Source organism: Mycobacterium sp. NGS34 (assembly GCF_059812845.1).
Genome location: NZ_JCALDM010000002.1, coordinates 169,268 through 194,237, shown reverse-complemented (window position 1 = coordinate 194,237; position 24,970 = coordinate 169,268). Strand labels below are relative to the sequence as shown.

The window sequence follows — 24,970 nt, the reverse complement described above, 5'->3', positions numbered from 1 at the left end:
CTCCTGCGCGGGCCGCCGGGATGTTCCCGGACCTTCAACCGATTGCTCGGTGACCGACGGTCTTCGGTGGATCGGCAACCAGGATAGCCTGACCCCCCGCAGTCAGCCAAAACGGTGCGGCTACGCGAGCCCGGCCAGCCTGGCGGCACCGACCAGCCCGGCTTCGCCGCCCAGCGCCGCGGGCACCACGCGCAGGCCGGCCAGGAACTCCAGCCCGGCGTACTCGGTCAGCGCGGCCCGCAGCGGGTCGAAGAGCAGGTCCCCGGACTTGGCCACACCGCCGCCGATGACGACGAGGTCGAGGTCGCACACCGCCCCGACCGACGCGATCATCGCGGCCAGCGCGGTGGTGCCCCGCCGAAACGCCCGCTGCGCCACCGGCTCCCCGGCCGCCGCCGCGGCGGCCAGCTCCCGGGCGCCGGCGCCGGGCGGCGCGGCCCAGCCGTTTTCCCGCGCCCAGCGCACCATCCACGGCCCGGACGCGACGGTCTCGACGCAGCCACGCCCGCCGCACGCACACGGCCTGCCGTGCTGCTCGACCACCATGTGACCGACGTGGCCGGCGTTGCCGGTGCGCCCGGTGTAGGGGACGCCGTCGAGGACCAGTCCCCCGCCCACGCCGGTGGAGACCACCATGCCGAGCATGAAGCGGGCGCCGCGGCCCGCCCCGAGCCAGTGCTCGCCCAGCGCCATGCACACGCCGTCGCCGCCGAGGAGGACGGGCACCCCGGGAATCGTGGCGGCGACCCGGTCCCGCAGGGGGAACCCGCGCCAGGAGCGGATGTTGACCGGGCTGACGCTGCCGGCGTGCAGGTCGATGGGCCCGGCGCACGCGATGCCCACCGCGGTGACGACGCCGTCGGCGACGCGCAGGGTGTCGGCGATGATCGCGGCGACCGCGGCCCAGACCTCCTCCGCGGATCCGCCCGGCGGGGTGGGCCGGATCGCGGTGTGCACCAGCGCACCACCGGAATCGGTCAGTCCGGCGGCGATCTTGGTGCCGCCGATGTCGAGGCAGAGCGTGCGGGCGGCCATCAGTGGCGGTGCGTGTTGTCGGGTTGGCGTGGGTCGCCCGGATGCTCGTAGCCGGGGGCGAGGCGGACCAGCGCGGCGCGGCGCGCGTCCAGCCACACCCGGAAGGCGCGCCGGCGGGCGGCGCCCCGCAGGTGGTCGGCGATCGCCGGGCGCACCTCGGCCAAGGGCGGCGCGGCGAGCGCGGGGCCGCGCCAGCCGTGCGGGCCGGGTCGCGGCGCGGCGAAGCGCAGCGGGTTGCGGACGTGGTAGTCGGCCACCTCGTCGGCGCCGACCCGGACCGCGGCGGTGACGTCGGCGAACAGCGCCCGGGCCAGCGGGTCCGCCAGCGCGGCGGCGGCCACGCTGCCGATCTCGAGGCGTGCGGTCGCGTCGGGCAGCAGCTCCGCCTCGGCGGGCGCGCCGGTCGCGGTGAGGCCCCGGGCGGCGGCCTCGGCGGCGACCACCCGCTCGGTCACGATCAGCTGGGTGAGCCAGCGCCGCAACTGCCGGCCCTCCCCGGCGCCGGGCGCCGGCAGCGCGGCGGCGCGCGGACCGCTGCGCAACCGCATCTCTCGAGTGTCTACCTCATCGACCGAAACCGGTACGCCGGCCACGGTCGCCACCAGTCCGACGCTCATCTCACGGTCACCCGCACCGCCGGCGAGTACACCAGCCGGCCCGCGCAGCCCACCCGGACCAGCGCCCACCACTGGCCGGGATCCAGCCACGCCGGCGGGGTCAGGTCGAAGCCGAGCTCGACGGTGCCGCGGGCGGGCACGACGGCGCCTAGCGCGGCGGGCGCCATCCACTCCCACGTGCCCCAGGGGCTGATCAGGTGCGCCTCGGCGGCCAGGGCGGCGCGAGCGTGGGTGCCGACCGTCACGGTCAGCCGGGCGGTCCCGCCCGCCGCCAGCTCGACGTCGGCGGGCCCGTCGGCGAGGTACAACAGCTCGCGCTCGCGGTGGGTGCCCACGTCGACCACGCACACGTCCTCGACCTCCTGCCGCCACGCCGCCGGGACGTCGTCACCGGTCAGGCACAGCCGGGCGCGCAGCGGGTAGGGCCCGGGCCGCGCCCGCGCCGGGATCCTCACCGTCACCTCGGCCTCGCGGTGGTCGCCCACGCCCAGCGTGAACGGCAGCTCCGCCTGTGTCGCCGACCAGCCGTCCGGGCACAGCAGCGTCACCGCGCCGTGCAGCGTGGCGTCGCTGCAGTCGCCGGCCACGGTGAGCCGCAACGCCACCTCGGCGCCCGGTTCGGCGGTGACGCGCTGCGGGTGCAGGTGGGCGACGGCCGGCAGCCCCCCGAGCGGCGCGGGCCCGCGGTTGTGCAGCCAGTAGCGCGCGTACAGCGGTTGCGCGGCCTCGGCGTCCGGCGCCAGCGACGCGCATTCCGTTGCCCCGCTTCGCGTTTCGAGATGGGTTAGCACGGTGGCCACCTGGTAGCCGTGCAGCTCCACCGATTTCGCGCGCCCGCCGCGCGTTTCCAGCGGCCTTTCCATCAGGTCGGCGAACGCGAGACCGCCCACCCTGGCCAGCTCGGAGCCGAGCGTGACGCGGGTGCGTTTCCCGGTCGTCTGCACCAGCCTCAGGGCCACCGCGCTCGGGTCGAGGGGCCGGGCACCCCCCGCCGCCAGCGGGTTGCCGGCGGCCTTGAGGGCCGCCAGCTGGACCGAGCCCGCGGGCTCGACGCGCAGCAACGACCCGGCCGTGGGCAGCGCGCCGCCCGCGTCGCCGGGCACGACGGCGAGCAGGGTATGGCCGAATTCCGCGCTGCGCGTGGGGATCTGGGCCTCGCGCCAGTCGCCGTCGCCGCAGACCAGCGCGTAGTCGAAGACGTGGGACCAGTGCTGGAGCTGGAAGTTCGAGCCGTCGGGCGCGGTGCGGCGCGGATCGTCGATCCAGGTGCCCGACGGCCAGCCGGTGCAGGATCGCATCAGCGCGGTGTGCAGCGTGCCGTCGGTCTCGACCGCGAAGCTGGGCACCCCGCGGTTGAGCAGCGCGACCGTCCGGGATTCGAAGCGTTCCATGCCCGCCGGCGCCCGCTGGTTGACCAGGATCTCCGCGCCCTCGAGCTCGTCGACCACCGATGCGATCGCGGCGGCCAGGCCGCCCTCGTCACCGCCGTCGATCACCAGCACCGGCAGCGCCCGCGGTGGGCGCAGGTCGGCGCCGGGGACCCAAACCGCGGCCAACGGCGTGGCGGCCGGCACCCAGACCCTGGCCCGTCCCGTCCGGTCCAGCTGGCGTTCGAGTTCGGCGGAGTACTCCGGGTCTGCTTGCGCCAGAACGGCTTTGGTAAACGAGTTGCGGGCCGGCCCGCCCAGCGCGATGCGGACGTCGGGAAGGTTCGAGTCGACGTCGAGGCAGCCGTAGCGCGGCTTGTCGGCGCCGCTGCAGGTGGCCGTGACGCCGGCGCGGACCAGCGCCACCATCAGCTCGCGCGCCAGCGGCCCGGACTGCGCCTCGGCCGGCGACACCACCTCGGCCACCGACACCGCCCGCACCCCGGCGCCGACCCGGACCCGCACCGCCGACGACAGGCCGAACCAGCCGTAGGCCGGGTTGTCCAGCGTCCACAGGTGCCGCGCGGTGTCCACCGAGCGGGCGCCGTCGTGCAGCAGCGCGAAGCCCCGCCCGACGACGGCGTCGCCCACCTCGCTGACCGGCATGGCGCCCGGCACCGGGCACGGCCAGCGCAACCGCAATAAGCGGTCCTCCCCGGCGAATTCGTCGATGGCCGTGCGGCAGTCCAGCCGGGCCAGCCCGTTCCACAGCGTCAGGGTTTGCGTGTAGCGCAGCTGCCCGCCGATGCGGCCGTGCACCACGAGGCGCTGACCGAGCGGGCCGCGGTAGGCCCGCACCCGGGCCGGCGACTCCGACGAGCCCACCACCGGACCCTTGGGCAGCAGGTGCCACGGCCCCTCCCCCTGCCGGGGGTGCGACGGGTATTCCTCGTAGAGGGCCAGCTCGTTGCCCACCCGGCCGTCGGCGATCAGCTGCCGGCCGTCGGAGGACACCAGGGACACGATCCCGCCGCCGCGCGCCGGGTCGGCCTCCAGCCGGTAGTGCTCGTTGCCGATCGCCAAGCCGGGCACCGGTTCCCATCCGGCGGCCGCGCTCCCCGGCACCAGGCGATAGGACCGCCAGCCCAGCGACGGCACGTCGCGCGCCAGCCAGGTGACCGACCGCCCGTCGTCCGCCACGTGCGCCGGCAGCTCGGCGCCGTCGGGATCGAGCACGCGCACCCCGGCGCCGACCGGCGCGTCCAACCGCGCGGTGACGATGTCGGTCCGCTTGTGCGCCAACGGGTTCCACACGACCACGTCGCCGCCGATGGCGCCGGACAGCGCCGCCAGCGAGTTGTCCCGGGCCGCTCGGCCCAGCTCCCAGGCGTCGCGCCAGCCGGTCAGCAGGTCGAGGTAGACCTGGTCGGACTCCGAGCCGGTGATCGCGTCGTGGTGCGCGCCGTACGCCAGCTGCACCCACGCCTTGGCCAGCGCGGCCTGCGGGTACTCGGCGCCGGTCAGCAGCGCGGCGAACACGGCGAAGCGCTCGGCCTCCAGCACGGCGTTCTCCGCCGCCCGGTTGGCCTGCTTGGTGTCGATGTAGGAGACGTCCTTGCCGGTGTAGATCGGGTTCATGTCCCGGGTTTGCGGGGACGGCTCGCGGCCGCGCTGCGCGAGTTCGGCGCGCACCGCCGCGAAAAAGTCCCGCGGTATCGCGCACACGAAGCGCGGCCACGTGTAGCGCGCGGCCCAGTCGCGATGGATCGCGGTGACCCACTTGTTCGGCGGCGTGTAGTCGGTCCCGACCGGCAGCAGCACGTTGCGGGTCAGGGCGACCTTCTTGAGCCGATCGAACAGCGCGCGGGTGGCATCCTCGGCCTCGGCGAGCGACACCGATTCGTCCATCCCCCAGCCGGCGCCGTAATGCGCGGGCATGTAATGGGTGAGCAGGCCGCGGCCGGACGGCGCGATCCACTCGAACTCGCTGGCGAACTGCATGGCCTCGACGTCATGGCCCGGACCCCATTGGTGGTGCGGTCCGCGCGCCCACGAACTCGACGTAAGGCCGGCGTCGGCGGCCAGCCCGGGGAATTGCGGGTCGTGGCCGAACACGTCGAGCTGCCACGCGGTGGCCGGGTCGGCGCCCAGCACGTCCCGCTGAAACCCCATGCCGTGCACCAGGTTCCGGATCGTCGTTTCCGGGCTGGTGAGGTTGGTGTTGGGTTCGTTGTAGGTGCCGCCCATCACCTCGACGCGGCCCTGCGCGATGAACCGGCGCAGGTCGGCGCGGTCCTCGGGGTGGGCGTCCCAGTACGGCTTGAGGTAGTCGACCTCCGCCAGCACGAACTTGTACTCGGGCTCGCGGCGGGCCATCTCCAGGTGCGCGCGGACCAGTTGGAAGCCGTTGGCCTGCCGCCCCGGCGGGTCTTCGGCCCATTCGCTGGTGTAGGCGCCCTGGGTGTTCCACCAGACCGGGTCGTAGTGAAAGTGGCTGACCATGAACATGGTCCAGCCGGGCTCGGCGACGGTGAACTCGAACGGCTTGCCGGCGCGCCCCGCGCGCACCCGCGCGGCGCGGCGCTGGCCAACGACCGGGCGGTCGACCGTGACCGGGACCTCGACGACGTCGCTGCCGGGCCGGGCGATCGCCTCGCCGCTCAGGCCGTCGCCGTCGACGCGGATCGGCGTCGGCTCGGCGCAGCCCGCCAGGCCGACGCGCGCGAGCTGCAGCGGCGCGTCCGGTGGCCCGACGAACAGCTCGGTCGAGTCCGCCGAAATCACCTGCATGCCCGCACCTTACGGCGCAAACGGCCGTCGTGTCGGCATCTCGACCTAGGATCGGGCCATGCCCGCACTCGCCCCGCCCGTCACCGACGAACGCAACGCCCTGCGCGAATTCCTGGCGTTCCACCAGAGCGCCTATTTCGCGGTCTCGTACGGCCTCACCGACGAACAGGCCCGCTCCACGCCTTCGGTCAGCGCGCTGTCGGTCGGCGGGCTGGTCAAGCACGCCACCGCCATGCAACGCAACTGGATGGCGCGCGTCGCCGCGGCGCCGGAGCTGCCGCCGAAGGATCCCCGCCCGTTCGAGCAGATCGCCAAGGAGTTCGGCGACCAGCACGTGATGCGGCCCGACGAGACGCTGGCCGGGCTGCTGCGGGCGCTCGAGGCCCAGAACGCGGAGTCGCTGCGCCTGGTCGAAACCTCCGACCTCGACGCCACGGTTCCCGTGCCGCAGGACATCCCCTGGTTCCCCAAGGACCAAAAGGCGTGGTCGGTGCGCTGGGTGATCCTGCACGTGATCAACGAGCTGGCCCGCCACGCCGGGCACGCCGACATCGTCCGGGAATCGATCGACGGCGCCACCATGTACGAGCTGATCGCCGGGCTGGAAAATTGGCAGATCGAAGGGTGGGTCCAGCCCTGGCGGAAATAGGGCAAATCCGTAGCGGCATCGCGCGCCGCGAGACGCCGCACGGCCCGGTCGAGCTCTTCTACGAGGATCTCGGCGACCCGGCCGCGCCGCCCGCGCTGCTCATCATGGGCCTGGGCGCCCAGCTGCCCATGTGGCCCGACGGTTTCTGCGCGCAGCTTCTCGACGCCGGCTACCGCGTCATCCGCTTCGACCACCGCGACACCGGGCTGTCGGCCAAGATGCACGGGCTGCGGGCGCCGGGCTCGGTGTACGGGCGCGTCGGGCGCTACCTGCTGGGCAGGCCCAGCCGGGTGCCCTACACCCTGATCGACATGACGGGCGACGTGGTGGCGTTGCTCGACCACCTGGGCGTCGCCCGGGCGCACGTGGTGGGCGCCTCGCTGGGCGGGATGATCGCGCAGATCCTGGCCGCCACCGAGCGGCATCGGGTGGCGTCGCTGGGCATCATCATGTCGAGCACCGGCAAGCCGTTCGCGGCGTTGCCGGCCTGGCGCGTCCTCCGGCTCGCCTTCGAGCCGCCGGCGAAGGACGCCTCGCCGGAGGAGAAACTGGCGGCCGAGGTGCGCAACGTCGCGGTGTTCAACGGCCCGAACTTCCTGCCGCCCGCCGCCGAGCTGCGCGACCGGGTGCGCCGGCTCGCGGAGCGCGGCGGCTACCCGCCGGGCATGCTGCGCCAATTCGACGCCATGCTGGGCACCGGCAGCCTGCTGGGTTACAGCAAGGCGATCACCGCCCCGACCGTCGTGCTGCACGGTTCGGCCGACCCCATGGTGCGGCCGCGCAACGGGCGCGCCGTCGCCGCGGCCATCCCGAGGGCGCGATTCGTGGTGATCGACGGGATGGGACACGACCTCCCCAAACCGGTGTGGCGGCCGATCATCGAGGCCCTCACCGAGAACTTCGCCCGCACCGAAACGCGGTGAGCGCGCTCACAGGAATTGGGACTTGACACGCTCGATTTGGCAGACTGCTGAGATGACTACTACCAAACACCGCGAGGTGTCCAAGCTGGACCGGGTGCCGTTGCCGGTCGAAGCGGCCCGGGTAGCAGCCACCGGCTGGCAGGTCACCCGCGCCGCCGCGAGCATCCTCACCAAGCTGCCGAGCAAGGGGCCCTGGCAGCAGAAGGTGATCAAGCAGCTCCCCCAAACGTTCGCCGACCTGGGGCCCACGTACGTGAAGTTCGGCCAGATCATCGCGTCCAGCCCCGGCGCGTTCGGCGAGTCGCTGTCGCGCGAGTTCCGCGGCCTGCTCGACCGGGTGCCGCCCGCCGACGCAAAAGAGGTGCACAAGCTCTTCGTCGAGGAGCTGGGAGCCGACCCCGCCGAGCTGTTCGCCAAGTGGGACGAGACGCCGTTCGCGTCCGCGTCCATCGCGCAGGTGCATTACGCCACGCTGCACAGCGGCGAGGACGTCGTCGTCAAGATCCAGCGCCCGGGCATCCGCCGCCGGGTGGCCGCCGACCTGCAGATCCTCAAGCGCTTCGCCCAGGCCGTCGAGCTGGCCAAGCTCGGCCGCCGGCTCTCGGCGCAGGACGTGGTCGCCGACTTCTCCGGCAACCTCGCCGAGGAGCTGAACTTCCGGCTCGAGGCCCAGTCGATGGAGGCATGGGTGTCGCACCTGCACGCCTCCCCGCTGGGCAAGAACATCCGGGTGCCGCAGGTGCACTGGGACTTCACCAGCGACCGGGTGCTGACCATGGAACGGGTGCACGGCATCCGCATCGACGACGTCGCCGCCATCCGCAAGGCCGGCTTCGACGGCACCGAGCTGGTCAAGGCGCTGCTGTTCTCCCTTTTCGAGGGAGGCCTGCGGCACGGGTTGTTCCACGGCGACCTGCACGCCGGCAACCTCTACGTCGACGACGCGGGCCGCATCGTGTTCTTCGACTTCGGCATCATGGGCCGCATCGACCCCCGCACCCGCTGGCTGCTGCGCGAGCTGGTGTACGCGCTGCTGGTCAAGAAGGACCACGCCTCGGCCGGCAAGATCGTCGTGCTGATGGGCGCCGTCGGCACCATGAAGCCCGAGGCCCAGGCTGCCAAGGACCTGGAAAAGTTCGCCACCCCGCTGACCATGCAGACGCTGGGCGACATGTCCTACGCCGACATCGGGCGGCAGCTGTCGACGCTGGCCGACGCCTACGACGTCAAGCTGCCCCGGGAGCTGGTGCTCATCGGCAAGCAGTTCCTCTACGTCGAGCGGTACATGAAGCTGCTCGCACCGAAGTGGCAGATGATGTCCGACCCGCAACTGACGGGCTACTTCGCCAACTTCATGGTCGAGGTCAGCCGCGAGCATCAGACCGACGTGGAGGTCTAGGGACTCCCCCGATGGAAATTCGCACCGGCGCCGCGATATCCGGCGACCTCAAGCTCTACTACGAGGACATGGGCGACGTCGATGACCCGCCCGTCCTGCTGATCATGGGCCTGGGGGCGCAGTTGCTGCTGTGGCGGACCGCGTTCTGCGAGAGGCTCGTCGCCCAGGGCCTGCGGGTCATCCGGTACGACAACCGCGACGTCGGCCTGTCCAGCAAGACGCCGAAGGCGGGCTCCGGGCAGCCCCTGGTCCCGCGGCTGCTGCGGTTCTGGCTGGGGCTGCGCGCCGAGGCGGCCTACGCGCTGGAGGACCTGGCCGACGACGCGGCCGCCGTGCTGGACCACCTGGGCGTCGAGCGCGCCCACATCGTCGGGGCGTCGATGGGCGGCATGATCGCGCAGGTCTTCGCGGCGCGGTTCGCCGAGCGGACCAAGAGCCTGGCGGTCATCTTCTCCAGCAACAACCGCCCGTTCCTGCCGCCGCCGGCCCCGCGCGCCCTGCTGGCCATCCTCAAGGGACCCCCGCCCGGTTCGCCCCTCGACGTGATCGTCGACAACGTCGTGCGCGTCACCAAGATCACCGGCAGCCCGCGCTATCGCGCGCCCGAGGAGCAGGTGCGCGCCGAGGCCGTCGAGGGCTACGAGCGCAGCTATTACCCCTGGGGCGTCGCCCGGCACTTCAGCGCGATCATGGCCAGCGGCAGCCTGCTCGGCTACAACCGGCGCACGGTCGCCCCGACCGTGGTGATACACGGCCGCGCCGACAAGCTGATGCCGCCCTCCGGCGGCCGCGCCGTCGCGCGCGCCATCAATGGCGCTCGACTAGTCTTGTTTGACGGCATGGGTCACGACCTGCCTCAGCCACTTTGGGATCGGTTGATAAGCGTCCTTACTAGCAACTTCGCCGACGCCGTCTGAGGTCACGGTCGGGCGGTTTTCGGAGTGCCCTTGTGGATTTTCGGGCACCCTTACCGCGTTGTACGGTTGGCGTTAGGAGGATGTCTAACAATGGCGGAGCTGAAGCCCTACTACGAAGAGTCCCAAGCCGCATACGACATTTCGGACGATTTCTTCGGGCTCTTCTTGGATCGCAGCTGGGTCTACACCTGCGCGTACTTCGAGCGCGACGACATGACCCTCGAAGAGGCGCAGCTCGCCAAATTGGACTTAGCGCTGGACAAGCTGAAGCTGGAGCCCGGCATGACGCTGCTCGACGTCGGGTGCGGCTGGGGCGGGGCGCTGGTCCGCGCCGTGGAGAAATACGACGTCAACGTCATCGGACTTACCCTGAGCCGCAACCACTACGAGCGCAGCAAGGCCCGGCTCGCCGCCATCGGAACGGCGCGGCACGCGGAGGCACGCCTGCAGGGGTGGGAAGAGTTCGACGAGAAGGTCGATCGGATCATCACCATCGAGGCCTTCGACGCGTTCAAAAAGGACCGCTGGCCCGTGTTCTTCGACCGCGCCTACGACATCCTTCCGGACGATGGACGGATGTTGTTGCACAGCATATTCACCCATCCCCAAACGTACTGGCGAGAACACGGCATCCCGGTGACGATGACCGATCTACGGTTCTTTCACTTCCTCGGGACGGAGATCTTCCCCGGCGGATCGATGTGCAGCGAAGCCGACATCATCGACAATTCCCGAAAAAGCGGATTCTCAGTTGATGAAATCCAATTGATGGGGCCGCATTACGTGCGGACCCTGGACACGTGGGCAGCCAATCTGCGGGGCAATCGCGAACGCGCTATCGCGGTCCAGTCCGAGGAGGTCTACGACCGCTACATGCGCTATCTGACCGGCTGCGCGAACCTGTTCCGCAAGGGCATCTCCAACGTCGGCCAATACACGCTTACGAAGTGAGGCGAACATGGCCAAGGATTTGACACCGCATTTCGACGACGTGCAGGCACACTACGACCTGTCCGACGACTTCTTCCGCTTGTTCCTCGACCCCACCCAGACGTACAGCTGCGCCTACTTCGAGCGTGACGACATGACGTTGGAAGAGGCGCAGGTCGCCAAGATCGACCTGGCCCTGGGCAAACTGGGCTTGCGGCCCGGTATGACGCTGCTCGACGTCGGCTGCGGCTGGGGCGCAACCATGCGCCGGGCGATCGAGCGCTACGACGTCAACGTCGTCGGCCTGACCTTGTCGAAAAACCAAGCGGCCCATGTGCAGAAGTCGTTCGACGACATGGAGAGCCCGCGCGGCAAGCGCGTGTTGCTGGCCGGCTGGGAGCAGTTCGACGAGCCGGTCGACCGCATCGTGTCGATCGGCGCGTTCGAGCATTTCGGCCACGACCGCTACGACGACTTCTTCCAGCTCGCCCATCGCATCCTGCCCGCTGACGGCGTGATGCTGCTGCACACGATCACCGGGCTGACGGGGCCCCAGTGCGTCGAACGCGGCATACCGCTGACGTTCGACATGGCCCGCTTCATCAAGTTCATCGTCACCGAGATTTTCCCGGGCGGCCGGTTGCCGTCGATCGAGATGGTGCAGGAGCGCTCGGCGAAGGCGGGCTTCACGTTGACCCGCCGGCAGTCGCTGCAGCTGCACTACGCCCGGACGCTTGACCTCTGGGCGGAGGGCCTGCAGGCGCACCGTGACGAGGCCATCGCGATCCAGTCCGAAGAGGTCTACGAGCGGTACATGAAGTACCTGACCGGCTGCGCCGACGCGTTCCGGGTCGGCTACATCGACGTCAATCAGTTCACGCTCGAGAAATAGCTGGGCATGGCAGGTTAAATCCGAGCGACGCGCCCCGCCCGGTGTAGGGTCCCGGGGATAGCCACGTGGTCAAGGTGCCGTCCACCGGGGAGGACAAATGGCTGAGAATCGGGTTGGGGCTACGCGGATGCGGTCCGGTTCCGACAACGTCCGGGCGCACTACGATCTGTCGAACGAATTCTTCGCGCTGTTCGTGGACCCCACCCGCACCTACAGCTGCGCCTACTTCCCACGCGAGGGGATGACCCTGCAGCAGGCGCAGCTGGCCAAGATCGACCTGGCGCTGGACAAGCTTGGGCTCCAACCCGGGATGACCCTGCTCGACATCGGCTGCGGCTGGGGCTCGGTGATGAAGCGGGCCATCGAGCGCTACGACGTCAACGTCGTCGGGCTGACCCTGTCCAAGAACCAGTACGCCTACTGCCGGCAAGTGCTCGATGGACTCGACAGCGACCGGTCGCGACGGGTGATGCTGTGCGATTGGGCGGAGTTCGGCGAGCAGGTGGACCGCATCGTCGTCATCGAAGCGTTGGAGCACTTCGGCTTCGACCGCTACGACGACTTCTTCGAGTTCGCCTACGAGGCCATGCCGGCCAACGGTGTGATGCTCCTGCACACCATCACCGGGTTGCATGGCAGGCAGCTCGTGGAGCGCGGCATACCGGTGACGATGGAATTGGCCAAGTTCATCCGGTTCATCGTGACCGAGATCTTCCCGGGCGGCCGACTGCCGATGATCGAGAAGGTCGAGGAACACGCGGCGAAGGTCGGATTCGACGTGAACCGCATTCAGTCGCTGCAGCCGGACTTCGCCAGGACCCTCGATCTCTGGGCCGAGGCGCTGGAGGCGCACCGGGACGAGGCCGTCGCGCTCCAGTCAGAAGAGGTGTACGAGCGGTACATGAAGTATCTGACCGGCTGCGCCCGAGGGTTCAGGACCGGCTACGTCGACTGCAACCAATTCACGCTTGCGAAGTGAGCTTCGGTATCGTTGCACGCCAGACACCGCCGCGCGGCATACCTGCACCTCAGGCGGCGAACGTGAGTTCAGGAGAGCAAGACGAGAATGGCTGAGCAACCGATTAGCCCGACCAAGACGCGGACACGCGCCGAAGACATCCAGGCCCACTACGACGTCTCGGACGACTTCTTCGCCTTGTTCCAGGACCCGACCCGGACCTACAGCTGCGCCTACTTCGAGCCCTGGGATTCGACCCTCGAGGAGGCCCAGCTCGCCAAGATCGACCTCAACCTCGACAAGCTGGATCTCAAGCCGGGCATGACGCTGCTGGACATCGGCTGCGGCTGGGGCACCACCATGAAGCGCGCCGTCGAGCGGTTCGACGTCAACGTCATCGGCCTGACGTTGTCGAAGAACCAGCACGCCCGGTGCGAGCAGGTGCTCGGGGCGCTCGACACCGACCGGTCACGCGAGGTTCGCCTGCACGGTTGGGAGGATTTCAACGACCCCGTCGACCGGATTGTGTCGATCGAGGCCTTCGAGCACTTCGGGCACGAGAACTACCCCGATTTCTTCAAGCGGTGTTTCGACATCATGCCCGACGACGGCCGGATGACGATTCAAAGCAGCGTCAGCTACCACCCGTACGAGATGGCCGCCCGCGGGAAAAAGATCACCTTCGAGACGGTCCGGTTCATCAAATTCATCGTCACCGAGATCTTCCCGGGCGGCCGGCTGCCGTCGACCGAAATGATGGTCGAACACGGCGAGAAGGCCGGTTTCGTTGTCCCCGAACCCCTTTCGTTGCGTCCGCACTACATCAAGACCCTGCACATCTGGGGCGACACGCTCGAGTCCAACAAGGACAAGGCCATCGAGGTCACCTCCGAAGAGGTCTACGAGCGCTACATGAAGTATCTACGCGGCTGCGAGCACTACTTCGACTACGAGCTGCTCGACTGCAGCCTGGTGACCTACCTCAAGCCGGGTGCCTCGAAGTAATCGAGGCCTGACTGTCGGATCGGGGCTGCGCCGTTCGTCGAGTAGGTAGAGAGTGGAACAGAGGGTTTCGCTCACTACCCGGAGGTGACGACAAATGCAGTACTTCGCGCTGTTGATCAGCCAGGAGCAAGACCGCTCACCCGACGATGCGGCCGCCGCGATGGCGGAATGGGAGAGCTTCCACGCCAAAGCCCTCCCCGCGATCAGATCCGGAGACGCGCTGGCTCCCGCCGCCGCGGCGGCGGTCATCAGCGGCGGTCCGGACGCGCCGGTGGTCACCGACGGGCCCTTCGCCGAGGGCGCGGAGGTGGCGTGTGGCTACTACGTGTTCGAAGCGGAAAACCTCGACGAGGCGCTGGCGCTGGCGCGCGACGTCCCGCTCGCCAAGTTCGGGGCCGTGGAGGTGTGGCCCGCCGTCCACTCAATCGAGTTGTCCCGCAAGCTCACCGGCAACGACTGGCTCGCGCTGCTGCTCGAACCCGCCGAGTCGGCACACACGCCCGGCACACCGGAGTGGGAAGCGGTGGCGGCAAAGCACGCCGACCTGCACGCGGCCGCGGGCGATCACATCGTCGGCGGCGCCGCGTTGCACGACCGGTCCACGGCGACGACCGTGCGGGTGCGCAACGGTGAGGTCCTGATCACCGACGGGCCATATATCGAGGGCGCCGAAATCGCCACGGGCATCTACCTGATCGGCGCCGCGGATCGCGACGAGGCCGTAAAGGTCGCGTCGATGATCCCCGCCTCGACCGTGCAGTTGCGCCAGCTGGCCGGGATCTCCGCGCTCTAGATTCGCCGAGATGACAGGCCTGGACGGCGTCTTCCGCCGGGAGTGGGGCCCGGCCGTCGCCGCGCTCGCGCGGTGGTCCGGGGACCTCACGGTCGCGGAGGACGCCGTCCAGGAGGCCTGCGCCGAGGCGCTGCGCACCTGGTCCCGCGACGGCGTGCCGGACAGCCCCGGCGGCTGGCTGGTGACCGTCGCCCGCAACCGCGCCCGGGACCGGCTGCGCCGCGAATCGGTGCGTCCCGGAAAGGAATTGGCGGCAGTGGTTGACGAGATTCGGGCGCGCACCGATCACACCGACCCGCACCCCGTCGTCGACGACGAGCTGCGGATGATGTTCACCTGCGCGCACCCGGCGCTGGACCGCCAATCGCAGCTCGCGCTCACGCTGCGGTTGGTATCCGGGCTGACCGTCGGCGAGATCGCCCGCGCGCTGCTGCAGAGCGAGGTGGCCATCGGCCAGCGGATCACGCGCGCCAAGAACAAGGTTCGGCACGCCAACATCCCGCTGCGCGTGCCGCCCGCCGAGCTGTTGCCCGAACGCACGCCGCATGTGCTCGGTTGCATCTACTCGGTGTTCACCGAGGGCTATTGGTCGACGGCGGGCCCGTCGGCGATCCGCGACGAACTGTGCGACGAAGGGGTCCGGCTGGCGCAGGAGCTGTGTGCGCTGATGCCGCACGAGCTGGAGGCGCACGCGTTGGCCGCCCTTGTGCTGCTGCATGATTCGCGACGCGCGACCCGGGTGGACGCCGACGGGATGCTGGTGCCGCTCGAGGAGCAGGACCGTCGCCGCTGGGACCGCGGACGCATCGCCCGCGGGCTGGACCGGCTGCGGCGGGCCGAGGGGTCGGCGGGCCCGTACCTGCCGCAGGCGGTGATCGCCGCGCTGCACGCGACTGCGCCGTCCTGGGAGCACACGGATTGGGTCACCATCTGCGCCGCCTATGACCGGCTGCTGTCGATGACGGACTCCCCGGTGGCGCGCGCCAACCGCGCGCTGGCGGTCGGTTTCCGCGACGGCCCCGACGCGGGGCTGGCCGCCCTGGACAGCGCGGCGGACGATCCGCGTCTGGGCCGCTCGAATCTCGTCGCGACGGTGCGGGCCGACCTGCTCCGGCGCGCGGGCCGAACCGCGGAGGCCGTGACGTGGTACCGAAAGGCGTTGCAGTCCAACGGCTCCGAGCCGGGCCGCGAGTTCCTGCGCCGGCGCATCGCCGAGTGCGGCGGCTAGGGCTACCTAGGCCTCGGGATCGATGGTCGGCTGCGTTCGTCGGCGCCCCGAGGCGCCGACTTACTACGCCTCCGCGAAGTTGCGGGTGACGCCCGGGTCCACCGGAATGCCCGGGCCCGTGGTCGTCGACACCGTGATCTTCTTCAGGTAGCGACCCTTCGACGACGACGGCTTGAGCCGCAGCACCTCGTCGATCGCGGCGCCGTAGTTCTCCGCCAGGCTCTTCTCGTCGAACGACGCCTTGCCGATGACGAAGTGCAGGTTGGCCTGCTTGTCCACGCGGAAGTTGATCTTGCCGCCCTTGATGTCGGACACGGCCTTGGCGACGTCGGGCGTGACGGTGCCGGTCTTGGGGTTCGGCATCAGGCCGCGCGGACCCAGGATCCGGGCGATGCGCCCGACCTTGGCCATCTGGTCGGGGGTGGCGATCGCGGCGTCGAAGTCCAGGAACCCGCCCTGGATCTTTTCGATCAGGTCGTCGCTGCCGACGATGTCGGCGCCGGCGGCCTGTGCCTGCTCGGCCTTGTCGCCGACGGCGAACACCGCGACCCGGGCCGTCTTACCGGTGCCGTGCGGCAGGTTGACGGTGCCGCGGACCATCTGGTCGGCCTTGCGCGGGTCGACGCCGAGCCGGATCGCCACCTCGACGGTCGCGTCCTGCTTGGCCGACGACGTCTCCTTGGCGAGCTTGGCCGCCTCCAGCGGGGTGTAGAGGTTGTTGCGGTCCACCTTTTCGACGGCGGCGCGGTATGCCTTGCTGTTCTTGCTCATTGATTCATCCAATCTGGTGTTGGGTCGTGGTTACGCGGGCCGAAGCTGGCCCTCCCACGGCGTGCGTTGCTACTCGACGGTGATCCCCATCGACCGGGCGGTACCGGCGATGATCTTGGCCGCGGCGTCGATGTCGTTGGCGTTGAGGTCGGCCTTCTTGGTCTCGGCGATCTCTTTGACCTGATCCCAGCTGACCTTGGCGACCTTGGTCTTGTGCGGCTCCGCGGAGCCCTTGCCCACACCGGCGGCCTTGAGCAACAGCTTGGCGGCCGGCGGTGTCTTGAGCGCGAAGGTGAAGCTGCGGTCCTCGTAGACCGTGATCTCCACCGGGATGACGTTGCCGCGCTGGTTTTCCGTCGCGGCGTTGTACGCCTTGCAGAACTCCATGATGTTGACGCCGTGCTGGCCGAGCGCAGGGCCGACCGGTGGGGCGGGGTTGGCCTGCCCGGCCTGGATCTGCAGCTTGATCAGCCCGACGACTTTCTTCTTCGGGGCCATGAGTTGTTGTTCGTTCCTTCCTTGCTAAATCTTCGAGACTTGGCTGAACGTCAATTCGACGGGGGTTTCGCGGCCAAAGATCGACACCAGCACCTTGAGCTTCTGCTGTTCGCCGTTGACCTCGCTGATGGTGGCCGGCAGCGTCGCGAACGGCCCGTCCATGACCGTCACCGACTCGCCGACCTCGTAGTCGACCTCGACGGTCGGGCGCTCCAGGCCGCCAGCCTCGGCGACGGCGGCGGTGCTGGCCGCGCCCTTGGCGGCCTTCTTCGCCGCCCCACGCGGCAGCAGGAACTTCACCACGTCGTCCAGCGAGAGCGCCGACGGACGCGAGGTCGCGCCGACGAACCCGGTGACGCCCGGGGTGTTGCGCACCGCGGACCACGAGTCGTCGGTCAGGTCCATGCGCACCAGGATGTAGCCGGGCAGCACCTTGCGGTTGACCTGCTTGCGCTGGCCGTTCTTGATCTCGGTGACCTCTTCGGTGGGCACCTCGACCTGGAAGATGTAGTCGCCGACGTCCAGGTTCTGCACGCGGGTTTCCAGGTTCGCTTTCACCTTGTTCTCGTATCCCGCGTACGAGTGGATGACGTACCAGTCGCCGGGCTTGCTGCGCAGATCCGCCTTGAGCGCGGCGGCGGGGTCCTCCTCGACCTCCTCGGTCGGCTCGGCGGGAGCCTCGTCGCTTGGGGTCTCGGTGGCCTCGCCGGCCTCGGGGGCCTCGCTGATCTCGGCGGCCTCGGCGGTCTCGGCGACGTCCTGCACGTCGACCGCTTCACCCGCGGACGTGTCACCGTCGAAGGTAGTCACGGTTTTCGGTCCTTCCTGTAACTCTGAAAAGCTCAGCCGAACACCAGCAGCACCAGCTTGGCCAGGCCGAAATCGGCCAGGCCGACCACCGCGACCATGAAGGCCAGGAACGCCAGCACCACGGAGGTGTAGGTGAGCATCTGCCGGCGGTTGGGCCAGATCACCTTCCGCATCTCCGCAACGACCTGCTTGAGGTAGTTGTAGACGAACGCGAACGGATTGACCGAACGACCGGCGGGCTTCTTCTTGGGGGCCTTGGCCGTTGGGCCCTTCTTGGCCTTGCCCCCCTTGGCGGCCTCGACCTCGTCGGACGACTCCGCGTCGACCGACGAACTCGAGTCGTCGGTCACGCGCTGCCGCGTCCGCTTGCCGGTGGGGCGCGCGGGCTTCGTCACCACGGCCGTGCGACCGCCGCTGTCGCGGCTGTCCTCAGTCTCGCCGCCGTCGCGTGCGGCGTCGTTGGCTGCGTCGCCCTCGTCGCTCACCGCATGCTCCTTTGTTTGCTAGTTTCCGCGAGCCGTCCCGCATGGTGGGGCACTTCTTCCAGTGTCCACCATCGCACGCGCCGCGTTTGTCCGACTCCTCCTCAGGCCGTTTCGGCCTGCGTCGTCGTCGGACGGCCATCAGCAGGGGCGACAGGACTTGAACCTGCAACCTGCGGTTTTGGAGACCGCTGCTCTGCCAGTTGAGCTACGCCCCTTCGCGGTTGGCAGGCCAACCTGCGCTTACCTGCCGGGGCTTACATGACACGCGCGCTCCCCGATTGTGTGAATCCCGGAAAGCGCGCTGATGCTGGGAAAACCCCGAGGTCCGAGTGTACATCGGCGTGGGAGTCAGATACTAATTACGCGGTTCTGACGACCTGGCCGGTTTCCTTGTCCCATCTGAGCTGGATGGAGTCGTCACCCTCGTGTCCCATCAGGGTGGTGTAGGCGCTCAGAATGACCTCGCCATCAAGATTGGTGCAGGTGTTCTTCGTGACGACGATGTCGGCACCGAAGCGCTCGTTGACGGACTCGATGTCCATGCGGCCGAAGATCTTGTCGCCGACGAATAGCGGCCGGTGGTAGACGAACTGCTGGTCGACCTGGACGATCTGCATGGTCTCCATGCCTATGTCCACATTCCGGAAGAAGTCGTCCTGGATGATTTTCGCGAAGATCGAAACGAAAGTAAGCGGCGCGACGAGGCCCTCGTAGCCCAGTTCGGCGGCGGCGGCCTCGTCGAAGTGGGCCGGATTGTCGCACTTAGCCGCTCGCGCGAAGGCGCGCACCTGCTCGCGGCCAATCTCGAAGTAGTCCGGGTATATCCAGCTCATCCCGCGGACGTCGATTTTGAGCGCCATGAACTAGCCCCCGCCTACGCCAGCTTTGCCGACGCGACGGCCCGGCCGAAGATCTTTTTGCCGCCGGTGGTGGCCGATATGGCGATGGTCACCGACTTGCTGTCCGGATCCACCGACTTCACCCTGCCGCTGAAGACCAGCTCGGCGCCCTTGCCGTCGTTGGGCACCGGCACCACGGCGGTGAACCGTACGTTGTACTCGGTGACCGCGCCGGGGTCGCCGACCCACGAGGTGACGTAGCCGCCGCCCAGCCCCATCGTCAACATGCCGTGCGCGATCGCGGTGTCCAGCCCGACGACCTTGGCGATCTCGTCGTCCCAGTGGATCGGGTTCAAGTCACCGGAGACCCCCGCATAGTTCACCAAGTCCTGGCGGGTGAGCGGATAGGTCTTCTCGGGGAGCTTGTCGCCCACCTTGACCGAACTGAACTCACGCAGTGGCATCAGAAAATCCCGCTTCCCCGTTCTCGCCCGCACGGCCCGCCAGGGTCGTGTAGGTCTCCTGCACTATGTCACCGGCCTCGTCGGTGATGATGTTCTTGGTCACGATGATCTGGGTGCCGTGCGCCTCGCGCATCGAGTCCAGCCAGACATCGCAGTAGAGCTTGTCGCCCGCCACGATCGGCTTCGCGAACTTCAGCACCTGGTCGACCTGGACGATCTGCGCGTCCTCGACCGCGATGTTGTGGTAGTCGAAGAACGCCGACTGAGCCTTGTAGCCGAACACGCAGATGAAGGTCAGCGGGGCGACCAGGGCCTTGTAGCCGAGTTCGGCCGCCGCGTCCTCCCCGAAAAACCACGGGTCGTCGTTTTGCACCGCCACCGCGTATTCGCGGATCTTCTCCCGCTCCACCACATAGTGGTCCGGATAGCGGAAGTGAATCCCGACAAGATCCTGACTCAAAGACACAGGTCTAGAACCTACCTAGTCAATCTCAATAGATGCAGCGGCCCTACCGTGTCTCGCGGTGAGGCTGGTGCTTGCCGCAGTTGGGGCAGAACTTCTTCAGCTCCATGCGGTCGGGGTCGTTGCGGCGGTTTTTCTTGGTGATGTAGTTGCGGTGCTTGCACACCTCGCATGCCAAGGTGATCTTGGGCCGCACATCGGTACTGGAAGCCATGTCCGTTCTCTCTCAAATCTCTCTCAAGTCGCGCTTTTGCCTTGTAGCGATGGCCGGACTCGAACCGGCGACCTAACGATTATGAGTCGTTCGCTCTAACCGACTGAGCTACATCGCCTCGGGGCCACCCCGTTTGGGGTGTGGGCCGCCTGCCTGCTCGGCGTCCGCCGAGCCCCCTAACGGAATCGAACCGTTGACCTTTTCCTTACCATGGAAACGCTCTACCGACTGAGCTAAGGGGGCCGTTCACCCAAGCGACAGTCCTGCCGCGGGGCCTAAAAGAGGGTACAGCCTGGCGCGCAACGTCACCAAACCGCCGACGCGGCCGTGGGCGGCTCCTCAACTAGTCGCGTCGCGATGGGGTTGCCACGCGCTGAGGTCGCTGAACTCGTCGTACTCCTCGTCGTCCTGGTCCGTCGCGTCGGACTCGCTGAGCAGGGTCCGCAACGCGAGATTGACGGCCTCGCGCGTGTCGGCCAGATGGAACCGACGTATCGCCTCTTGGACCAGATCGAAGTCGACTTCGATCTCGACCGTCTTCTTCATGGGCCAACAATACCCACTCAGCATGGGCTGAACCGAGCGGCGAGCCGCGGCCAGGCCCTAGTCTGGTCGGGTGCCAGAGGACCGGCTGTACTTTCGCCAACTGCTGTCGGGTCGCGATTTCGCCGCCGGTGACATGTTCGCGACGCAGATGCGCAACTTTGCCTACCTGATCGGGGACCGCCAGACCGGGGACTGCCTGGTGGTCGACCCCGCGTATGCCGCGGGCGACCTGCTCGACACGCTAGAGGCCGACGGCATGCGCCTGTCCGGCGTGCTGGTGACCCACCATCACCCCGACCACGTGGGCGGGGAGATGATGGGCTTCAAAATGGAGGGCCTGGCCGAGCTGCAGGAGCGGGCGGAGGTCCCGGTTCATGTGAATACCCATGAAGCCCTTTGGGTTTCGCGGGTGACCGGGATCGGAATGGACGACCTCACCACCCACGAGGGCCATGACAAGGTCAGCATCGGCGAAATCGAAATCGAGCTGCTGCACACCCCGGGGCACACTCCCGGCAGCCAGTGCTTCCTGCTGGGGGACCGCCTGGTCGCCGGGGACACGCTGTTCCTGGACGGTTGCGGCCGCACCGACTTCCCGGGCGGCGACTCCGACGAGATGTATCGCAGTCTGCAGCGTCTCGCCGCGCTGCCGGGCGACCCGACAGTGTTTCCGGGACACTGGTATTCGGCCGAGCCGAGCGCATCGCTGTCGGAGGTCAAGCGCTCCAACTATGTGTACCGCGCCGCCGATCTCGATCAGTGGCGAATGTTGATGGGCGGCTAATTGAACCTGGCCTTTTTTCGATGCACTGATTGCCGGGCGGCAATATGGGCCGAATACCTCTACGATCGGTCCAGCGAAATTTCCCGCCGAAGATCACTGTGATATAAGCGGAGGGTGGATTCAATGGGGTGGATCCAGGGCGGCTGGCACGGGGTAACAAATGTGGGGTCCAGCACCTGGTTGGCGTGGGCGGCGTGGGCTGCCATCTTGCTCGGTATCGTCGCGCTGATCTTCACAAATCGCCAGCTCAGGCTCAGTCGTCGGGTGGCAGCAGAGCGGACCCGGCCCCACGTCGCGATGTTCATGGAGCCCCACTCCGCCGACTGGCACGTGATCGAACTCGTCGTCCGGAATTTCGGCCAGACCGCGGCCTATGACATCCGTTTTTCATTTCCGAATCCGCCGACGGTGGCCGAATACGAAAACGCCGCCGACGGCTACGCCGACGTCGTAGAACTGCAGCTTCCGCGCGAGTTGCCGGTGCTCGCGCCCGGCCAGGAATGGCGCATGGTGTGGGACTCGGCGCTCGATCGCGCCGAAATCGGAACCGGCATCGAATCTCGCTTCGCCGGGACGGTGATCTATTACGACCGCCCCGACAAGCCGCGCGGTTGGCGGTTCTGGCAGGGCGAGCGACCCGTCCTGCAGACGAATGTGGTGCTGGACTGGGACGCGCTGCCGCCGGTTCAGCGCATCGAGTTGATGACCAGCCACGACCTGGCGAAACGGGAAAAGCAGAAGCTCGAGCTGCTGCGCGGCCTGCTGACCTACTTCCACTACGCGAGCAAGGAAACCCGCCCCGACGTGTTCCGCAGCGAGATCGAGCGGATCAACGGCGCCGTGCAGGAGACCCAGGACCGGTGGCGCACCCGGCAGCTCGACGAGCCCACCGACGTCAGCCTGCGCTGGGGAAACGCCGAGGCCGACCTGGCCAAACACCGCAGCCAGCACGTCTGACGAGGATCGAAGGAGCAACCATGAGCGGCCCGGTCCTCTACAGCCTGAAGGACTCCATCGCGGTCATCCGGATGGACGACGGCAAAGTCAACGCGCTGGGCCCGACCATGCAGCAGGCGCTGGGCGAGGCGATCGACCGGGCCGAGAGCGACAACGCTGGGGCGCTGGTGATCACCGGCAACGAGCGCGTGTTCAGCGGCGGCTTCGACCTGAAGATCCTGACCTCGGGTCAGGCGCAGCCCGCGATCGACATGCTCCGCGGCGGCTTCGAGCTGGCGTACCGACTGTTGTCCTATCCCAAGCCGGTGGTGATGGCCTGCACCGGCCACGCCATCGCGATGGGCGCGTTCCTGTTGTCGTCGGGCGACCACCGGGTGGCCGCGCACGCCTACAACATCCAGGCCAACGAGGTCGCGATCGGCATGGTCATCCCCTACGCGGCGCTGGAGATCATGAAGCTGCGGCTGACCCAGTCGGCCTACCAGCAGGCCGCCGGGCTGGCCAAGACGTTCTTCGGCGAAACCGCCCTCGCGGCGGGCTTCGTCGACGAAATCGTGCTGCCCGAGATGGTGATCAGCCGCGCCGAGGAGGCCGCGCGCGAATTCGCCGGCCTGCACCAGCACGCCCACGCCGCAACCAAATTGCGCGCCCGCGCCGACGCCCTGGCGGCCATCCGCGCCGGAATTGACGGGATAGAGGCCGAGTTCGGGCTCTGAGACCCCGCGGCGCCTGAACTGGCAACGCGAACGCGGTGGCAGGTAAAAGACCTGACCACCGCGTTGCTCGCCTCCTCGCGGCCAGTGTGGCACGGATGCGGCGCACCGTCACTTCACCCTTGCGCCGACGTCCATTGGTAGGGCAGGAACTTCCCGTCGAACGTCACCACCACCCGATCGCCGGAGGCGTGCGGCCGCTTCTGCAGGTCGACGCTGAAGTTGATCGCGCTCATGATGCCGTCGCCGAACTGCTCGTGGATCACCTCCTTGATGGCGCCGCCGTACACCTGCAGGGCTTCGTAGAAGCGGTAGATGGTCGGATCGGTCGGCACGGCGGTGGGCAGGCCGCCGCGCATGGGCGGGGCGGCCAGCACGGGCACCGCCGACTCGTCGAGACCGAGCATTTCGACGAGGACCTTGCCGAGCTCGGCGGGTATCGGGTGCTGGCCCAGCAACGCCGACGTGGTCCACAGCACCGGCCTGTCGATCGCGTCGGCCAGCTCCTGCCAGGTCAGCCCCTTCGCCAACCGCGCGACGACGACCTGTTCGGTGAGTTCGTTTCTCGTCATGCGTATCAGCATTGCACCGGTTTGGTGGCGGTGACGAGGCGCGTGGAAAACCAGGGGCCGCCGTACCACATGCGCCATCCGAGGTTGCGCCGCTTGACGTTTCGCCAGCCCAGCTCGCGGAGCCGGGCCGCGTGGTTGCGGGTCTCCCACAGGTCGGCGATGGCGAGCCGACCGCCCGGGCGCAGCACGCGAACCGCTTCGTCCAGGGCCTGCCACCGGCCGGCGCGCGTCGGGATGTTGTGGATCGCCAGGTTGCTGACGATGACGTCCACGCTTTCGTCGGGCAGCGGCAGGGCGGTCATGTCGCCGGTGCGCACCTCGACGCGGTCGGTCACCCCTTCCAAGGCCGCGTTGGCCAGCGTGGCCTGCTGTGAGTTGTCGGTCTGATCGGCCCGCCACAGGTCCACCCCGATCGCCCGGCCGCGCGGCAGCCGCTTGGCCGCGGCCATCAACACCGCGCCGCGCCCGCATCCCAGGTCGAGCGCGGTCTCGTCGCCGCGCAGCCGCAGCTCGTCGAGCACCCGGTCCCAGACGACGAACTTGCCCGAGCGCGTCGCGTAGATATACGAGAACATCGCCCCGAGCAGGGCGACGCCCGATCCCCCGGCCAGCGCCGCCCTGGCCTGCCGGCCGCGCGCCCAGCCGATCCCGGCCCACACCCCCAAGGCCGCGGCCTGGGCGGCCACGGCGATGGCCTGCGTGCGCGCCGAGATCGTGTGGAATGAGCCGTCGATTCCGTAGTCGCCGCGGTGATCATGCACGAGCACAATCATATTCAGTCGCGCGCGCTCACCAGCGCCCGTGATGGACGACCTCGGCGAAGGGACGCCGATTCGGCTTGCGGACCGGGGTGAGCGGACGGTCGGCGGGATATCCGACGCCCAGCAGGAAGGCGACCTGGTGGTCATCGGGCACGCCCAGGATGGCCCGCGCCTTGTCCTGATCGCCCACCGACGAGTGGCCCGTCCCGATGCCCAGGTCGGTGGCCGCGATCATCATCGCCATCGTGGCCTGGCCGATGTCGTAGGTGTCGGTGACCAGCCGGCGCTGGTCCGGGGGCTCGGGCACGACGATCGCGATCGCTGCCGGGGCCGCGGCGATATGACCGGCGCCCTGCCAGACCGTGGACAGTTCCCGCAGCTGATCGCGGTCCGTGACGATGACGAAGTCCCACGGCTGCCGGTTTTTCGCGGACGGCGCCCGCCAGCCGGCCTCTACGATGCGGTTCAGGTCCTCTTCCGACACCGGTTCTGGCTGGTACTGCCGGACATTGCGCCGCGCGCTGATCGCGTCCCAAGCTTCCATGCCATGTCGAACGGCATGTCGGCGCGGAATCATCCCCGCCCGTCGG

28 protein-coding genes and 3 tRNA genes are annotated in these 24,970 nt (G+C 68.7%); 13 read left to right on the top strand and 18 right to left on the bottom strand.

Annotated elements, in window-relative coordinates; all coding sequences use genetic code 11:
* Positions 1-120: 120 nt before the first annotated feature.
* From AC5Y7V_RS05830 to AC5Y7V_RS05820, 3 genes are read right to left on the bottom strand one after another with little or no spacing between them, the layout of a single operon-like run.
* The gene (locus AC5Y7V_RS05830) at positions 121-1,035 is read right to left on the bottom strand and encodes an ROK family protein (RefSeq protein ID WP_499879103.1); all 915 of its coding nucleotides are present in this window, start codon (positions 1,033-1,035) and stop codon (positions 121-123) included.
* A complete protein-coding gene (locus tag AC5Y7V_RS05825; RefSeq protein ID WP_499879102.1) occupies positions 1,035-1,652 on the bottom strand; it encodes a DUF7158 domain-containing protein in 618 nt (205 codons plus the stop codon). Before AC5Y7V_RS05825 ends, AC5Y7V_RS05830 begins: the two co-directional genes overlap by 1 nt.
* Positions 1,649-5,809 (bottom strand): glycoside hydrolase family 38 N-terminal domain-containing protein, encoded by a 4,161-nt coding sequence (locus tag AC5Y7V_RS05820; protein WP_499879101.1) that lies wholly within the window; start codon positions 5,807-5,809, stop codon positions 1,649-1,651. The genes AC5Y7V_RS05825 and AC5Y7V_RS05820 overlap by 4 nt, the downstream gene beginning before the upstream one ends.
* 58 nt (positions 5,810-5,867) lie before the next feature.
* Here AC5Y7V_RS05820 and AC5Y7V_RS05815 point away from each other — a divergent pair, with 58 nt between their 5' ends.
* The 10 genes from AC5Y7V_RS05815 (at position 5,868) to AC5Y7V_RS05770 (ending at position 15,503) form a co-directional block, all read left to right on the top strand.
* On the top strand, positions 5,868-6,458 hold the full coding sequence (locus AC5Y7V_RS05815; protein ID WP_499879100.1) for a DinB family protein: 591 nt from the start codon (positions 5,868-5,870) through the stop codon (positions 6,456-6,458).
* Positions 6,434-7,381, top strand: a complete 948-nt coding sequence (locus AC5Y7V_RS05810; protein WP_499879099.1) for an alpha/beta fold hydrolase — start codon at positions 6,434-6,436, stop codon at positions 7,379-7,381. Before AC5Y7V_RS05815 ends, AC5Y7V_RS05810 begins: the two co-directional genes overlap by 25 nt.
* A gap of 52 nt (positions 7,382-7,433) precedes the next feature.
* Entirely contained in the window at positions 7,434-8,780 is a 1,347-nt protein-coding gene (locus tag AC5Y7V_RS05805; protein WP_499879098.1) for an ABC1 kinase family protein, read from the top strand.
* Between the two features lie 11 nt (positions 8,781-8,791).
* Complete coding sequence (locus AC5Y7V_RS05800; RefSeq protein ID WP_499879097.1) at positions 8,792-9,697, top strand: alpha/beta fold hydrolase; 906 nt, start codon at positions 8,792-8,794, stop codon at positions 9,695-9,697.
* Between the two features lie 90 nt (positions 9,698-9,787).
* Positions 9,788-10,648, top strand: coding sequence for a cyclopropane mycolic acid synthase family methyltransferase (locus tag AC5Y7V_RS05795; protein ID WP_499879096.1), 861 nt, complete (start codon positions 9,788-9,790; stop codon positions 10,646-10,648).
* Positions 10,649-10,655: 7 nt separating this feature from the next.
* Entirely contained in the window at positions 10,656-11,519 is an 864-nt protein-coding gene (gene mmaA2 / locus AC5Y7V_RS05790) for a cyclopropane mycolic acid synthase MmaA2 (RefSeq protein WP_499879095.1), read from the top strand.
* Between the two features lie 97 nt (positions 11,520-11,616).
* Complete coding sequence (locus tag AC5Y7V_RS05785; protein ID WP_499879094.1) at positions 11,617-12,498, top strand: cyclopropane mycolic acid synthase family methyltransferase; 882 nt, start codon at positions 11,617-11,619, stop codon at positions 12,496-12,498.
* Positions 12,499-12,585: 87 nt separating this feature from the next.
* A complete protein-coding gene (gene mmaA4, locus AC5Y7V_RS05780; RefSeq protein WP_499879093.1) occupies positions 12,586-13,482 on the top strand; it encodes a hydroxymycolate synthase MmaA4 in 897 nt (298 codons plus the stop codon).
* Positions 13,483-13,576: 94 nt separating this feature from the next.
* Positions 13,577-14,275 (top strand): YciI family protein, encoded by a 699-nt coding sequence (locus AC5Y7V_RS05775; RefSeq protein WP_499879092.1) that lies wholly within the window; start codon positions 13,577-13,579, stop codon positions 14,273-14,275.
* 10 nt (positions 14,276-14,285) lie between these two features.
* Positions 14,286-15,503: an RNA polymerase sigma factor gene (locus AC5Y7V_RS05770; RefSeq protein WP_499879091.1), complete on the top strand. Its 1,218-nt coding sequence runs from the start codon at positions 14,286-14,288 to the stop codon at positions 15,501-15,503.
* A gap of 63 nt (positions 15,504-15,566) precedes the next feature.
* Here AC5Y7V_RS05770 and rplA read toward each other — a convergent pair whose 3' ends face one another.
* From rplA to AC5Y7V_RS05710, 12 genes are all read right to left on the bottom strand, one after another.
* Positions 15,567-16,274 carry a 50S ribosomal protein L1 gene (gene rplA / locus AC5Y7V_RS05765; RefSeq protein ID WP_499879090.1) on the bottom strand — a complete coding sequence of 236 codons (708 nt, stop codon included), beginning with the start codon at positions 16,272-16,274 and terminating at the stop codon, positions 15,567-15,569.
* Positions 16,275-16,343: 69 nt separating this feature from the next.
* Positions 16,344-16,772 carry a 50S ribosomal protein L11 gene (gene rplK / locus AC5Y7V_RS05760; protein ID WP_066907205.1) on the bottom strand — a complete coding sequence of 143 codons (429 nt, stop codon included), beginning with the start codon at positions 16,770-16,772 and terminating at the stop codon, positions 16,344-16,346.
* 24 nt (positions 16,773-16,796) lie between these two features.
* The gene (gene nusG, locus AC5Y7V_RS05755; protein WP_499879624.1) at positions 16,797-17,501 is read right to left on the bottom strand and encodes a transcription termination/antitermination protein NusG; all 705 of its coding nucleotides are present in this window, start codon (positions 17,499-17,501) and stop codon (positions 16,797-16,799) included.
* A gap of 113 nt (positions 17,502-17,614) precedes the next feature.
* A complete protein-coding gene (secE, locus tag AC5Y7V_RS05750; protein WP_499879089.1) occupies positions 17,615-18,067 on the bottom strand; it encodes a preprotein translocase subunit SecE in 453 nt (150 codons plus the stop codon).
* 142 nt (positions 18,068-18,209) lie between these two features.
* Positions 18,210-18,282: transfer RNA gene (locus AC5Y7V_RS05745), tRNA-Trp, on the bottom strand.
* A gap of 144 nt (positions 18,283-18,426) precedes the next feature.
* Positions 18,427-18,927 carry a (3R)-hydroxyacyl-ACP dehydratase subunit HadC gene (gene hadC, locus AC5Y7V_RS05740; protein ID WP_499879088.1) on the bottom strand — a complete coding sequence of 167 codons (501 nt, stop codon included), beginning with the start codon at positions 18,925-18,927 and terminating at the stop codon, positions 18,427-18,429.
* Positions 18,928-18,941: 14 nt separating this feature from the next.
* Positions 18,942-19,370 (bottom strand): (3R)-hydroxyacyl-ACP dehydratase subunit HadB, encoded by a 429-nt coding sequence (gene hadB, locus AC5Y7V_RS05735; protein WP_499879087.1) that lies wholly within the window; start codon positions 19,368-19,370, stop codon positions 18,942-18,944.
* Positions 19,357-19,836 (bottom strand): (3R)-hydroxyacyl-ACP dehydratase subunit HadA, encoded by a 480-nt coding sequence (gene hadA / locus AC5Y7V_RS05730; RefSeq protein WP_499879086.1) that lies wholly within the window; start codon positions 19,834-19,836, stop codon positions 19,357-19,359. Before hadA ends, hadB begins: the two co-directional genes overlap by 14 nt.
* Before the next feature lie 43 nt (positions 19,837-19,879).
* Positions 19,880-20,047, bottom strand: a complete 168-nt coding sequence (gene rpmG / locus AC5Y7V_RS05725; RefSeq protein WP_066907182.1) for a 50S ribosomal protein L33 — start codon at positions 20,045-20,047, stop codon at positions 19,880-19,882.
* Between the two features lie 44 nt (positions 20,048-20,091).
* A tRNA-Met gene (locus tag AC5Y7V_RS05720) sits at positions 20,092-20,165 on the bottom strand.
* A 52-nt stretch (positions 20,166-20,217) separates the two neighbouring features.
* A tRNA-Thr gene (locus AC5Y7V_RS05715) sits at positions 20,218-20,290 on the bottom strand.
* Between the two features lie 96 nt (positions 20,291-20,386).
* Positions 20,387-20,593, bottom strand: a complete 207-nt coding sequence (locus tag AC5Y7V_RS05710; RefSeq protein ID WP_499879085.1) for a type II toxin-antitoxin system VapB family antitoxin — start codon at positions 20,591-20,593, stop codon at positions 20,387-20,389.
* A gap of 70 nt (positions 20,594-20,663) precedes the next feature.
* Here AC5Y7V_RS05710 and AC5Y7V_RS05705 point away from each other — a divergent pair, with 70 nt between their 5' ends.
* From AC5Y7V_RS05705 to AC5Y7V_RS05695, 3 genes are all read left to right on the top strand, one after another.
* Entirely contained in the window at positions 20,664-21,377 is a 714-nt protein-coding gene (locus AC5Y7V_RS05705) for an MBL fold metallo-hydrolase (RefSeq protein WP_499879084.1), read from the top strand.
* A 123-nt stretch (positions 21,378-21,500) separates the two neighbouring features.
* The gene (locus AC5Y7V_RS05700) at positions 21,501-22,334 is read left to right on the top strand and encodes a DUF8453 domain-containing protein (RefSeq protein ID WP_499879083.1); all 834 of its coding nucleotides are present in this window, start codon (positions 21,501-21,503) and stop codon (positions 22,332-22,334) included.
* Between the two features lie 20 nt (positions 22,335-22,354).
* A complete protein-coding gene (locus tag AC5Y7V_RS05695; protein ID WP_499879082.1) occupies positions 22,355-23,050 on the top strand; it encodes a crotonase/enoyl-CoA hydratase family protein in 696 nt (231 codons plus the stop codon).
* Positions 23,051-23,163: 113 nt separating this feature from the next.
* Here AC5Y7V_RS05695 and cynS read toward each other — a convergent pair whose 3' ends face one another.
* The 3 genes from cynS to AC5Y7V_RS05680 are packed head-to-tail and all read right to left on the bottom strand — an operon-like array spanning position 23,164 to position 24,924.
* The gene (gene cynS, locus AC5Y7V_RS05690) at positions 23,164-23,619 is read right to left on the bottom strand and encodes a cyanase (protein ID WP_499879081.1); all 456 of its coding nucleotides are present in this window, start codon (positions 23,617-23,619) and stop codon (positions 23,164-23,166) included.
* 5 nt (positions 23,620-23,624) lie between these two features.
* Positions 23,625-24,380, bottom strand: a complete 756-nt coding sequence (locus AC5Y7V_RS05685; RefSeq protein ID WP_499879080.1) for a class I SAM-dependent methyltransferase — start codon at positions 24,378-24,380, stop codon at positions 23,625-23,627.
* 28 nt (positions 24,381-24,408) lie between these two features.
* On the bottom strand, positions 24,409-24,924 hold the full coding sequence (locus AC5Y7V_RS05680) for a nitroreductase family protein (RefSeq protein ID WP_499879079.1): 516 nt from the start codon (positions 24,922-24,924) through the stop codon (positions 24,409-24,411).
* Positions 24,925-24,970: the final 46 nt, after the last annotated feature.

Bases quoted from the DNA above. Each gene is read 5' to 3' on its own strand.
- AC5Y7V_RS05830 (WP_499879103.1), bottom strand. From the start codon at position 1,035: ATGGCCGCCCGCACGCTCTGCCTCGACATCGGCGGCACCAAGATCGCC.
- AC5Y7V_RS05825 (WP_499879102.1), bottom strand. From the start codon at position 1,652: ATGAGCGTCGGACTGGTGGCGACCGTGGCCGGCGTACCGGTTTCGGTC.
- AC5Y7V_RS05820 (WP_499879101.1), bottom strand. From the start codon at position 5,809: ATGCAGGTGATTTCGGCGGACTCGACCGAGCTGTTCGTCGGGCCACCG.
- AC5Y7V_RS05815 (WP_499879100.1), top strand. From the start codon at position 5,868: ATGCCCGCACTCGCCCCGCCCGTCACCGACGAACGCAACGCCCTGCGC.
- AC5Y7V_RS05805 (WP_499879098.1), top strand. From the start codon at position 7,434: ATGACTACTACCAAACACCGCGAGGTGTCCAAGCTGGACCGGGTGCCG.
- AC5Y7V_RS05800 (WP_499879097.1), top strand. From the start codon at position 8,792: ATGGAAATTCGCACCGGCGCCGCGATATCCGGCGACCTCAAGCTCTAC.
- AC5Y7V_RS05795 (WP_499879096.1), top strand. From the start codon at position 9,788: ATGGCGGAGCTGAAGCCCTACTACGAAGAGTCCCAAGCCGCATACGAC.
- mmaA2 (WP_499879095.1), top strand. From the start codon at position 10,656: ATGGCCAAGGATTTGACACCGCATTTCGACGACGTGCAGGCACACTAC.
- AC5Y7V_RS05785 (WP_499879094.1), top strand. From the start codon at position 11,617: ATGGCTGAGAATCGGGTTGGGGCTACGCGGATGCGGTCCGGTTCCGAC.
- mmaA4 (WP_499879093.1), top strand. From the start codon at position 12,586: ATGGCTGAGCAACCGATTAGCCCGACCAAGACGCGGACACGCGCCGAA.
- AC5Y7V_RS05775 (WP_499879092.1), top strand. From the start codon at position 13,577: ATGCAGTACTTCGCGCTGTTGATCAGCCAGGAGCAAGACCGCTCACCC.
- AC5Y7V_RS05770 (WP_499879091.1), top strand. From the start codon at position 14,286: ATGACAGGCCTGGACGGCGTCTTCCGCCGGGAGTGGGGCCCGGCCGTC.
- rplA (WP_499879090.1), bottom strand. From the start codon at position 16,274: ATGAGCAAGAACAGCAAGGCATACCGCGCCGCCGTCGAAAAGGTGGAC.
- rplK (WP_066907205.1), bottom strand. From the start codon at position 16,772: ATGGCCCCGAAGAAGAAAGTCGTCGGGCTGATCAAGCTGCAGATCCAG.
- hadC (WP_499879088.1), bottom strand. From the start codon at position 18,927: ATGGCGCTCAAAATCGACGTCCGCGGGATGAGCTGGATATACCCGGAC.
- hadB (WP_499879087.1), bottom strand. From the start codon at position 19,370: ATGCCACTGCGTGAGTTCAGTTCGGTCAAGGTGGGCGACAAGCTCCCC.
- rpmG (WP_066907182.1), bottom strand. From the start codon at position 20,047: ATGGCTTCCAGTACCGATGTGCGGCCCAAGATCACCTTGGCATGCGAG.
- AC5Y7V_RS05710 (WP_499879085.1), bottom strand. From the start codon at position 20,593: ATGAAGAAGACGGTCGAGATCGAAGTCGACTTCGATCTGGTCCAAGAG.
- AC5Y7V_RS05700 (WP_499879083.1), top strand. From the start codon at position 21,501: ATGGGGTGGATCCAGGGCGGCTGGCACGGGGTAACAAATGTGGGGTCC.
- AC5Y7V_RS05695 (WP_499879082.1), top strand. From the start codon at position 22,355: ATGAGCGGCCCGGTCCTCTACAGCCTGAAGGACTCCATCGCGGTCATC.
- cynS (WP_499879081.1), bottom strand. From the start codon at position 23,619: ATGACGAGAAACGAACTCACCGAACAGGTCGTCGTCGCGCGGTTGGCG.
- AC5Y7V_RS05680 (WP_499879079.1), bottom strand. From the start codon at position 24,924: ATGGAAGCTTGGGACGCGATCAGCGCGCGGCGCAATGTCCGGCAGTAC.